Source organism: Kineosporia babensis (assembly GCF_021129305.1).
In the GTDB taxonomy this organism is placed as follows: Bacteria; Actinomycetota; Actinomycetes; order Actinomycetales; family Kineosporiaceae; genus Kineosporia; species Kineosporia babensis.
On record NZ_JAJOMB010000021.1, the window covers coordinates 181,638 to 192,732 of the forward strand.

7 protein-coding genes and 1 pseudogene are annotated in these 11,095 nt (G+C 69.4%); 5 read left to right on the plus strand and 3 right to left on the minus strand.

The window, feature by feature from the left end:
* The first annotated feature begins 74 nt into the window (after nt 1-74).
* The 4 genes from LR394_RS31290 to LR394_RS31305 all read left to right on the plus strand — a co-directional run bounded on the left by LR394_RS31290 (nt 75) and on the right by LR394_RS31305 (nt 8,010).
* Nucleotides 75-2,486, plus strand: a complete 2,412-nt coding sequence (locus LR394_RS31290) for a PAS domain S-box protein (RefSeq protein ID WP_231448202.1) — start codon at nt 75-77, stop codon at nt 2,484-2,486.
* Between the two features lie 197 nt (nt 2,487-2,683).
* The gene (locus LR394_RS31295; RefSeq protein ID WP_231448203.1) at nt 2,684-5,173 is read left to right on the plus strand and encodes a methyl-accepting chemotaxis protein; all 2,490 of its coding nucleotides are present in this window, start codon (nt 2,684-2,686) and stop codon (nt 5,171-5,173) included.
* Entirely contained in the window at nt 5,170-6,855 is a 1,686-nt protein-coding gene (locus LR394_RS31300; protein WP_231448204.1) for a chemotaxis protein CheW, read from the plus strand. The genes LR394_RS31295 and LR394_RS31300 overlap by 4 nt, the downstream gene beginning before the upstream one ends.
* Before the next feature lie 120 nt (nt 6,856-6,975).
* The gene (locus tag LR394_RS31305; RefSeq protein WP_231448205.1) at nt 6,976-8,010 is read left to right on the plus strand and encodes an LLM class F420-dependent oxidoreductase; all 1,035 of its coding nucleotides are present in this window, start codon (nt 6,976-6,978) and stop codon (nt 8,008-8,010) included.
* A 36-nt stretch (nt 8,011-8,046) separates the two neighbouring features.
* On the opposite strand, the gene LR394_RS31310 is transcribed toward LR394_RS31305, so the two are convergent.
* Nucleotides 8,047-9,240, minus strand: coding sequence for an ROK family transcriptional regulator (locus LR394_RS31310; RefSeq protein WP_231448206.1), 1,194 nt, complete (start codon nt 9,238-9,240; stop codon nt 8,047-8,049).
* A gap of 79 nt (nt 9,241-9,319) precedes the next feature.
* On the opposite strand from LR394_RS31310, the gene xylA reads away from it, so the two are divergent.
* Nucleotides 9,320-10,510, plus strand: coding sequence for a xylose isomerase (xylA, locus tag LR394_RS31315; protein WP_231448208.1), 1,191 nt, complete (start codon nt 9,320-9,322; stop codon nt 10,508-10,510).
* A gap of 12 nt (nt 10,511-10,522) precedes the next feature.
* Here the strand turns inward: xylA and LR394_RS31320 are convergent, their stop codons facing one another.
* On the minus strand, nt 10,523-10,675 hold the full coding sequence (locus LR394_RS31320) for a hypothetical protein (RefSeq protein WP_231448209.1): 153 nt from the start codon (nt 10,673-10,675) through the stop codon (nt 10,523-10,525).
* Between the two features lie 224 nt (nt 10,676-10,899).
* Nucleotides 10,900-11,095: pseudogene (locus tag LR394_RS31325) on the minus strand (hypothetical protein); the annotation flags it as partial.

Genomic DNA, 11,095 nt, shown 5'->3' on the forward strand with positions numbered 1-11,095 from the left:
CCCACCTCGCGTACTCAAGGCGCCGTGACCGAGCGACGACCGTCCCCACACCACAACGGGACGGAGGGGCTGCGGTGACGGACGAGGAACAGCTCGCGGAACTCAGGAGCCAGGTCGAGGCCTACGGCCGGGGGCAGGCGCGAGCCGTGTTCGGGCTGGACGGCACGGTCTGGGAGATGAACGACATGTTCGCCGCCCTGCTCGGCGGCGACGCCGCGCAGATGCTCGGCCGCAACCGCCGCGACCTGGTGCCCGAGGACGTGGCCCAGGCTCCCGAGTACGAGCAGATCTGGGAGGAACTGCGGGCCGGCGACCCGCAGGGTGAGTTCCGCCAGGTCTGGCGGCACAACCAGGACGTCTGGATCCGCTCCACCTGGACCCCGGTCCGCAACATCCACCACGACGTGGTCAAGGTGGTGGAGTACGCCCTCGACATCACCGCGGCCAAGCGGGCGGCGGCCGACAGCCAGGGCAAGATCGCGGCGATCAACCGGTCCCAGGCGGTGATCGAGTTCGACCTGACCGGGACCATCCTCGATGCCAACGAGAACTTCCTGACCACGATGGGCTACACCCGCGAAGAGGTGGTCGGCCAGCACCACCGGATGTTCGTCACCCCGGAGGAGGCCCGCTCGGCCGCCTACGAGCAGTTCTGGCAGCGTCTGGCCGAGGCCGAGTTCGTCTCCGACGAGTTCCGGCGCAAGGCCAAGGGCGGGCGCGACGTGTGGCTGCAGGCGGTCTACAACCCGATCCTGGACATCGACGGCCGGCCCTGGAAGGTGGTCAAGTACGCCGTCGACGTCACCGAGACCAAGCGCCGCAACGCCGACTTCGAGAGCAAGCTCACCGCGATCGACCGGTCCCAGGCGGTGATCGAGTTCGGCCTGGACGGGGTGATCCTCAGCGCCAACGAGAACTTCCTGCACACCATGGGCTACTCCCGGGACGAGGTGGTGGGCCGCCACCACCGGATGTTCGTCACCGAGGCCGAGGCGAACTCCGAGCCCTACCAGGAGTTCTGGCACCGGCTGCGCTCCGGCGAGTTCGTCTCCGGGGAGTTCCACCGCAAGGCCGAGGGCGGGCGCGACGTGTGGCTGCGGGCGGTCTACAACCCGGTCTACGACATCGACGGACTGCCCTGCAAGGTGGTCAAGTTCGCGATCGACGTGACCGAGGAGAAGCGCCGCAACGCCGACTTCGAGAGCAAGATCACCGCGATCCGGCGCTCCCAGGCGGTGATCGAGTTCGACCTCGAGGGCCACGTGCTGGACGCCAACGACGCCTTCCTCGGCCTGATGGGCTACAAGCTGGAGGAGGTGCGCGGCAAGCACCACCGGCTGTTCGTGCCCCAGCAGGATGCGGACAGCCCGGAGTACCGCCGGTTCTGGGAGAAGCTCGGACGCGGGGAGTTCGACTCCGGCGAGTACCTGCGGCTGGGCAAGGACGAGCGGCCGGTCTGGATCCGGGCCACCTACAACCCGATCCTCGACGTGGAGGGCAACCCGGTCAAGGTGGTCAAGTTTGCCACCGACGTCACCGACCAGAAGCTGCGCAACGCCGAGTACGCGGGCCGGGTGGACGCCCTGGACCGGGCCCAGGCGGTGATCGAGTTCGACCTGGAGGGGCGGATTCTCACCGCCAACGACAACTTCCTCAAGACCGTGGGCTACACCCTGCGCGAGATCGTCGGCCAGCACCACAGCATCTTCTGCCCGGCCGACTACGTGGTCTCCGAGGAGTACCGGGACTTCTGGTTGCGGCTGCAGCGCGGCGAGTTCCGCTCGGGCCGGTTCCACCGGGTCGGCAAGTTCGACCGGGACGTGTGGATCCAGGCCAGCTACAACCCGATCCTGGATCTCGAGGGCAATCCGGCCAAGGTGATCAAGTACGCCTACGACATCACCGAGCAGGTCCAGCTGGAGCAGCGGCTGAAGGCCAAGACCCAGGCGATGAGCGCGGTGGTGCAGCGGCTGGCCGAGTCGATCGAGGCGATCTCGATGAGTTCCTCGGACGCCAACCGCCATTCGGCCTCCACCCAGGAGGGCGCCGAGGCCGGTTCGCAGGCGCTGCGCGAGTCGGTCGAGGCGATCTCGCTGATCCAGCGCAGTTCCGCGCAGATCTCGGAGATCGTCCAGGTGATGAGCGACATCGCCGACCAGACCAACCTGCTGGCCTTCAACGCCTCGATCGAGGCGGCCCGGGCCGGTGAGCACGGCCTGGGCTTCTCGGTGGTGGCCGGCGAGGTCCGCAAGCTGGCCGAGCGCTCGGCCGAGGCGGCCCGCGAGATCTCCAAGCTGGTGCGCGAGTCCAACGAGCGGGTGGACCAGGGCGCCCAGGTCTCGCGCCGGGCCGGCGACGCGTTCGAGGAGATCGTGACCAGCGTGGGGCACACCAGCGGCTCGATCTCGCTGATCGTGGAGGCCACCCAGATCCAGGTGGAGGCCTCCTCGGAGGTGGCCGCGCTGATCTCCGAACTGCTGGGCTGAGAACCGGAGCCGACTTCGACAGTCGACGAAAAGTAATCGTGATCAAGGTGCCGGCAGGCGATCGTCGCGCTCTGCTGGCGCCTTCACCTGTCCGGGGTACCCGCTTCGCTTAGGTCATTAGAGTGGCCGGAGCACAGCGTTACTTCATCTCTGTCCCGGCGCACCGATCGAGCACTTCGACGGAGCTAGGCGTCCAGGTGCTGGGACAGGAGAAACTCAAGTTGTCGGACGAGTACGGCCACACGGCCGATGAGCGTGAGCTGCTGGCGGAACTGAAGAGCCAGGTCGAGGCATTCGGGCGCGGTCAGGCCGTGGCCGAATACACCCCGGACGGCACCGTGCTGCAGGCGAACGAACGGTTCGCCGAGCTGATGGGTTTCACCCCCGCGGAGATCGTCGGCCTCAACCACAGTGCCTTCGTACCCACCGAGGTCGTCGAGGCCAGCGAGTACACCGAGCTGTGGGAGGACCTGCGCTCGGGCGGCAACCACACCAACGAGTTCCGCCGGGTCTGGCCGGGCAAGCGCGACCTGTGGATCCGCTCCACCTGGGTCCCGGTCAAGAACGCCGAGGGCCACGTGATCAAGGTGGTCGAGTACGCGCTGGACGTCACCCCGGGCAAGCGGGCCGCGGCCGACGCGCAGGGCAAGATGCAGGCGATCAGCCGGTCCGAGGCGGTGATCGAGTTCGACCTGAACGGGGTCATCCTCGACGCCAACGAGAACTTCCTCGAGACCATGGGCTACTCCCGCCAGGAGGTGATCGGCCAGCACCACCGGATGTTCGTCACCGCCGCCGACGCCCGGACCGCCGCCTACCGGCAGTTCTGGCAGAAGCTCGGGGACGGCGAGTTCGTGGCCGGTGAGTTCCACCGGATCGCCAAGGGCGGGCGCGACGTCTGGCTGCAGGCCACCTACAACCCGATCATCGGGATCGACGGCCGGCCCTGGAAGGTGGCCAAGTTCGCCACCGACGTCACCCAGAGCCGGATGATCAACGCCGACTTCGAGGGCAAGGTCGCGGCGATGGACCGCTCCCAGGCGGTGATCGAGTTCGACCTGAACGGCAAGATCCTCACCGCCAACGACAACTTCCTGGCCACCGTCGGGTACGACCGCGACGAGGTGATCGGGCAGCACCACCGGATGTTCGTGCCGCCGGAGATCGCCGAGTCCAACGGCTACCTGGAGTTCTGGCGCAGCCTGCGCGAGGGCGAGTTCTGCAGCGGTGAGTACCACCGGCTGGCCAAGGGCGGACGGGACGTGTGGCTGCAGGCCACCTACAACCCGATCTTCGGCCTGGACGGCAAGCCCTGGAAGGTGGTCAAGTTCGCCGCCGACATCACCGCCACGAAGATCCGCAACGCGGACTTCGAGGGCAAGATCGACGCGATCTCGCGCTCGCAGGCGGTGATCGAGTTCGACCTCGACGGCAACGTGCTGGACGCCAACGACGCCTTCCTCGACCTGATGGGCTACCGCATCCACGAGCTGCGCGGTCAGCACCACCGGCTGTTCCTCAAGCCGGAAGAGGCCGGCAGCCCCGAGTACCGGCAGTTCTGGGAGAAGCTGGGCCGCGGCGAGTTCGACTCCGGCGAGTACCGGCGGGTCACCAAGACCGGGGCCGAGGTGTGGATCCGGGCCACCTACAACCCGATCCTGAACGCCGAGGGCAAGCCGTTCAAGGTGGTCAAGTTCGCCACCGACGTGACCGCCGACAAGCTGCGCAACGCCGAGTTCGAGGGCCGGGTGGACGCGCTCGACCGGGCCCAGGCGGTGATCGAGTTCGACCTCGAGGGCCGGATCCTCACCGCGAACGACAACTTCCTGCGCACCATGGGCTACACCAAGGGCGAGATCGTCGGGCAGCACCACAGCATCTTCTGCTCGCCCGAGTACGTGCTCTCCGAGGACTACCGCGACTTCTGGCTGCGGCTGCAGAACGGGGAGCTGCGCTCGGGCCGGTTCCACCGGGTCGGCAAGTACGGCCGCAACGTCTGGATCCAGGCCAGCTACAACCCGATCCTGGACCTGAACGGCCGGCCGATGAAGGTGATCAAGTACGCCTACGACATCACCGACCAGGTGCAGCTGGAGCAGCGGCTGAACGCCAAGGCCGAGTCGATGGGCCAGGCCGTGCAGCAGCTGACCGAGTCGATCGAGGCGATCTCGATGAGCACCGCCGACGCCAACCGCTGGTCGACCTCCACCCAGGAGGACGCCCAGGCCGGTTCGCAGGCGCTGCGCGAGTCGGTCCAGGCGATCTCGCTGATCCAGCGCAGTTCGGCCCAGATCGGCGAGATCGTCCAGGTGATGAGCGACATCGCCGACCAGACCAACCTGCTGGCCTTCAACGCCTCGATCGAGGCGGCCCGGGCCGGTGAGCACGGTCTGGGCTTCTCGGTGGTGGCCGGCGAGGTCCGCAAGCTGGCCGAGCGCTCGGCCGAGGCCGCGCACGAGATCTCCAAGCTGGTGCAGGAGTCGACGAACCGGGTCAACGACGGGGCCCGGGTCTCGGAGAAGGCCGGCGAGTCGTTCGAGGAGATCGTCACCAGCGTGGCGCAGACCAGCGCCTCGATCGAGATGATCGTCTCCGCCACGAAGACCCAGATCGAGGCCTCGGCCCAGGTCAGCCGGCTGATCCAGGAACTGCTGGGCGGCGCGCCGGCCGGCGGGGGCCAGGCATGACCACCCTGAGCATCGCGCCGGGCGGGGCGGACACCGACCACACGCAGACCACCTACGGGCTGTTCGCCGCCGGTGAGGCGTGTGTCGGGGTCCCGCTGGGCGACGTGCGGGAGGTCACCCCCTGCCCCGACCAGCTCGAGGTCCTGCCGGTCAGCGCCCCGGGCATGCTCGGCGCGGTGAACCTGCGCGGCCAGGTCATCCCGGTGCTCGACCTGCTCGCCATGCACGGCGGCGGCCAGGTCGGCACCGGTGAGGCGGAGGAGGCGGACCAGAGCGTCCACCGCTCCCGCCGGGTGATCGTGGTGCTGCTGCGCGAGCAGAAGCTGCTGGGGCTGATCGTGGACGGCGTGCACGGGGTCACCACCCCTTCCGGGATGACCCGGATGGGCACCCCGGACGGCGGCCGGCTGATGGTCTCGCACACCTTCACCCGGCCCGAGACCGGCGGCATCGTCAGCGTCCTGGACGTGGACGCGATGTTCGCCCTGCCCGGAGTCCCGCTGGCGCAGGAGGAGGGCCGCACCGACGGCGTCTTCAGCGGCGGCGGGGAGGACAGCTCCAGCCTGCACACCGGCGGGCAGGGCTCGATGCTCCTGGTGCGCTGCGCCGACCACCGGCTGGCCATCTCGATCGAGTCGGTGCACACCATCCTGCCCCGGGTGAAGGTGCGCCACTCCCCGCTGCGGCACGGCTCCTGCAAGGGGGTCACCGACTACGACGGCGCCGAGATCCCGGTGTTCGACCCGCTGGAACTGGCCGGGCTGGGCACGCTCAGCAGCGACGACACCACCGAGGGGGTGGCGATCCGCTTCCAGGACGGTCTGGTCGTGATGATGCTGTCCGAGGTGCTCGACCTGACCCACATCGCCTCGGTCGAGCAGCTGCGGCTGCCGAGCGTGCAGGTGCCCGGCCGGCGCTACCTGCAGAACGTGCTGCGGGTGCCGGAGCAGGGCGACTTCCTCACCTTGGTGGTGGAGAAGATGCTGGAGCACGACGACCTGCGGGCGCTGTCCCGGCTGAACACCCCGCACGAGGGCCGGGCCGAGGCGGTACCGGCCCAGCGCTCGGGCGACGCCGAGCCGGGATCGGCGGACGCCGACACCTGGACCCGCAGCGCGCACAACGAGACGTACCTGACGTTCTCGCTCGGCGCGGCGGACAAGGGGTACGCGGTGCCGCTGCACCAGGTGAAGGAGATCCTGGAGTTCCCGGCCCAGTACTCGGTGCTGGACTCGGCCAACGACCAGATGCTCGGGCTGTTCACGCACCGCGACACCGTGGTGCCGCTGTACCGGCTGAGCCGGATGCTGGGGGTCGCGGACTCGGCGCTGGCCAAGTCCTACGTGCTGATCGTCAGCACCGACCCGGACGCGGCCGGCGGGCAGGTGGTCGGCCTGGTGGTGCACGCGCTGCGGGCGATCGAGAAGGCGGTCTGGGAGGACCCGGAACCCAAGCGTTCCGGCCACCCGGCGGGCTCGCTGGAGGCGGCGCTGAGCGACGTCACCATGCTGCGGCTGTCGGCCATCGGCACCAACGACGAGCCCCGGATGCTGGGCCGGCTGGACCTCGCGGCGATCGGGACCGCGCTGGTCCCGGCGGCCGAGGAGGAGGAGCCCGAACTCGAGGTGAGCTTCCCCGAGACCGGCGAGGACGCGTCCTCAGTTCTGCTCGAAGGGGTCTAGGTCCTGGGACAGTACCGCTCGGGGACTGGCTGATCGATCACACCGGCCCTACTGGTGAGACTCACCGGTGGGGAGCAGGATGCTCACAGCCCGTCCCCGAGCGTTGTCCAGGAGGCCCGTGTGCGGATCGGAATGCCGCTGCCCTACAGCCAGAGCTTCGTCGACGTGGTGCAGGAGCTGCCGGACTACCGGCGGGCCGGCCTGTCGATCGTCTACGTGGCCGAGGCCTACAGCTTCGACGCGGTGAGCCAGCTCGGGTACATCGCCGCCAAGGTGCCCGACCTGGAGATCGCCTCCAACATCCTGCCGATCTACACCCGCACCCCAGCCCTGCTCGCCATGACGGCGGCGGGGCTGGACCACGTTTCCGGCGGCCGCTTCACCCTCGGTCTGGGGGCCAGCGGGCCCCAGGTGATCGAGGGCTTCCACGGGGTGCCCTACGACGCCCCGATCGGCCGCACCCGCGAGATCATCGGGATCTGCCGGCAGATCTGGCGCCGCGAGCGGCTGGAGCACTCCGGCCGGCACTACTCGATGCCGCTGAAAGGTGGCACCGGTCTGGGCAAGTCGCTGAAACTGATCAATCATCCGGTGCGCGAACGCATCCCGATCCTGATCGCGGCCATGGGCCCGAAGAACGTGCAGCTGGCGGCGGAACTGGCCGAGGGCTGGGCGCCGTTCTTCTTCCGGCCCGAGGGGGCGCCGGAGGTCTGGGGCGAGGCGCTCGCGGCCGGTAAGGCCAAGCGCGATCCGGCGTTGGGCGAGCTGGACGTGGTAGTGCCGATCCCGGTGGCAATTGGGGACGACGTGGCTGGGTCGATCGATCTGGTGCGGCCTCAGTTCGCGCTCTACTTGGGCGGAATGGGCGCGAAGGGCAAGAACTTCTACCACGATCTGGCCGCCCGCTACGGCTTCGAGGCCGAGGCGGACCGGGTGCAGGAGCTCTACCTGGCCGGTCGCAAGGAGGAGGCCGCGGCCGCCGTACCCGGCGACCTGCTGCGATCGCTCAGCCTGGTCGGGCCCAAGTCCTGGGTGGCCGAAAGAGTTTCAGCTCTGCACGAAGCCGGCGTGACCACCCTTTCCGTCACCCCGCTCGCGCCCACCCCGGCGCAGCGCCTGCAGACCGTAGAGACCCTGGCCTCGCTGCTGCCCTGAACCACTGATCGTGAAGACAAGGCCGCGGCCTTGTCTTCACGATCTGCTTCGGGCCAGGGACCAGAGGGCGGGCGAGGCCACCAGGCGGTCGATGACGGTGCAGGCGGCCCCGGTCATCGCGGCGTAGTCACCGGCCCGGGCCCGGCTGACCCGCACCGGCGCCCAGTCGCTGAACACCACCAGTTCGGCGAGCGCCTGCTCGACCGGCCCGGCGAGCACGTCGAACAGCGAGGCGAAGGTGCCGCCCAGCACCGCCTCATCTACGTCGGAGATGTGCGCGACCGCCGACAGCGCAATCCCCAGCGCCCGCCCGGCCTCGCCCACTGCCGCCAGCGCTTGGGCATCCGCACTCTCGAGGGCCGCAAGCAGCTCGGTCAAGGCCGCTCCCGGACGGCCCGCCGCCGCGAGCAGCGCGTGCTGACCCGCCACGTCCTCCAGCCGGATCAGCCCCGCGCCGGGGGTGGAACCCACCACCACGTGCCCGATCTCGCCGGCCCAGCCGTGCCGCCCGGCATTCACCTCGCCGGCCAGCACCCGGGCGCCGCCGATCCCGATCTCCCCGGAAACGTAGAAGAAGCTGGGCTTTTCGTTCTCGTGCAGCCGGGCCCGGACCTCGGCCCGGGCGGCCAGGTCGGCCTCGTTGGCCACGGTGAAACCGACCACCCCACCGACCACCTCGGCCGGCAGCAACTGCAGGGCGTCCAGGTCGCGCCAGCCCAGGTTGGGGGCCGTGCGCAGCACCGAGGAGGAGTCGATCAGGCCGGGCAGGGCCAGCGTGCCCCCGGCGATCTGCGAGCCCTGCGCCAGCACCGCGGCCCGCACCTCGGCGGCGACCTCGGCCAGCCGGGCGGCGACTTCCTGGGGATCGGAACCGCGCAGGTCGGCGTGCACCACCTGCTCGGCGACCAGCTCCCCGGTCAGGTCGAACGCGCGCACCCCGAGGTAGTCGACGTTCACCTCGAGCCCGAGCGCCGCCACCGCACCGCGCACCGGCACCAGGGGTACCGCCGGACGGCCACGCGGGAGCGCCACCGGGGCCAGTTCCCGCACCAGACCGGTCTCGACCAGCCGGTCGACGATGTTCGTCACCGCGGCCCGGGAGAGCCCGGTCAGCGCAGCCACCTGGGCCCGTGAGACCGGCTCGGCCGCCCGCAGCACGACGAGGAGCGCGAGCGAGAGGTTGTGCTCGCGCATCCAGTCCTGCCGGACCGGCGCAACCGGGGCTGACATGCCTTGACCCTACCGTTCCGGCTGGATAAATTCACGGCGTCAACAAAACCCGTGAACCCCCGAACCGGAGTTGATCGCGATGACGCGCAAGCCCACCCCCGCAGACGGTTTCTCGTTCGGCCTCTGGACGGTCGGCTGGCCGGGGCAGGACCAGTTCGGCAGCGCCAGCCGGCCCGACCTGGACCCGGTCGAGTCGGTGCACAAGCTGGCCGAGCTCGGCGCCGCGCACGTCACCTTCCACGACGACGACGTGGTGCCGTTCGGCAGCAGCGAGGCCGACCGGGAGAAGATCCTCGAGCGGTTCAAGGGCGCCCTGGCCGAGACCGGCATCACCGTCGAGATGCTCACCACCAACACCTTCAGCCACCCGATCTTCAAGGACGGCGCGTTCACCTCGAACGACCGCCGGGTGCGGCGTTACGGCCTGCGCAAGGTGATCCGCAACGTCGACCTGGCCGCCGAGCTGGGCGCCGACACCTTCGTGATGTGGGGCGGGCGGGAGGGCGCGGAGTACGACAGCGCCAAGGACCTGAACGCCGCCCACGACCGCTACGCCGAGGGCATCGACACGGTGGCCGGCTACATCAAGGAGAAGGGCTACGGGCTGCGGATCGCGATCGAGCCCAAGCCGAACGAGCCGCGCGGCGACATCCTGCTGCCGACCGTCGGTCACGCCCTCGGCCTGATCGCCAAGCTGGAGCACGGTGACATCGTCGGCTTGAACCCCGAGGTCGGCCACGAGCAGATGGCCGGGCTGAACTACACCACCGGCATCGCCCAGGCGCTGTGGGCCGGCAAGCTCTTCCACATCGACCTGAACGGCCAGAAGAGCATCAAGTACGACCAGGACCTGGTGTTCGGCCACGGCGACCTGTTCTCCGCGTTCGCCACGGTGGACCTGCTGGAGAACGGATTCCCGGGCGGCGGGCCGACTTACACGGGCCCGAAGCACTTCGACTACAAGCCCTCGCGCACCGAGGACAAGCAGGGCGTGTGGGACTCGGCCGCTGCCAACATGGCCAGCTACCTGCTGCTGGCGGAGCGGGCCACGGCCTTCCGGGCCGACCCGGAGGTGCAGGAGGCGCTGGCCTACTCGGGCGTGCTGGAGCTGGCCGAGCCCACCCTGGGCGAGGGCGAGACCCTGGCCGACCTGCTGGCCGACAAGTCCGCGTACGAGGACCTGGACGTGGACGCCGTGGCCGAGCGCGGTTTCGGTTTCGTCCGGCTGAACCAGCTGGCGATGGAGCACGCCGTGGGCGCGCGTTCCTAGAACCGGTCCTGGTCAGTCGTCGTGCGGGTCGGGCGGCGTTCCCTCGAAGGTCTCGAGAAACTCGTTGCCCTCGTTGCTGATCCGGCGGCTGGTGACTGCGTCTCGCAGATAGAGCCCGATCAGCCCGCCGCCGGCCAGCACCATGAAGACGATGAGCACGGTCATCTGGCACCTCCCTCGCATCACGCCGAAGTCATGACATGAACTGCCCCGACTTCGAGTGAACCCCGCCGCGCCGATCGGCTCCACCCCCGGACCGGCCGAACGGCACGATCGGGTGGGATTGCGGCAGACGGGTTGCCCTGGCTCCTCCACTCTGCCGAGAACCGCAGAACCAGCAACGGACGCTCCCGGTGACCGGAAGCGTCCGTTGCTGGTACTCAGTGGTGTCAGTCAGAACCAGAGGACGTGGTGGCCGAGCCGGTCCCTGGGCTCGCCGCGTCGGTGGTCACGCTGGACCTCGCCGCGTCGGTCGGGATGCCTTCGGCCCCTTCGGTTTCCTGGGTCCCCTCGGTCTCCTGAGACTCCCCTTCGCCCGAACCCTCGGCCGACTGCTCGATCGTCACCGCTTCCCCGGACGGGGCC

Excerpts from the sequence above, each read along its gene's own strand:
- LR394_RS31300 (WP_231448204.1), top strand. The coding sequence starts at position 5,170 with ATGACCACCCTGAGCATCGCGCCGGGCGGGGCGGACACCGACCACACG.
- LR394_RS31310 (WP_231448206.1), bottom strand. The coding sequence starts at position 9,240 with ATGTCAGCCCCGGTTGCGCCGGTCCGGCAGGACTGGATGCGCGAGCAC.
- xylA (WP_231448208.1), top strand. The coding sequence starts at position 9,320 with ATGACGCGCAAGCCCACCCCCGCAGACGGTTTCTCGTTCGGCCTCTGG.
- LR394_RS31320 (WP_231448209.1), bottom strand. The coding sequence starts at position 10,675 with ATGACCGTGCTCATCGTCTTCATGGTGCTGGCCGGCGGCGGGCTGATC.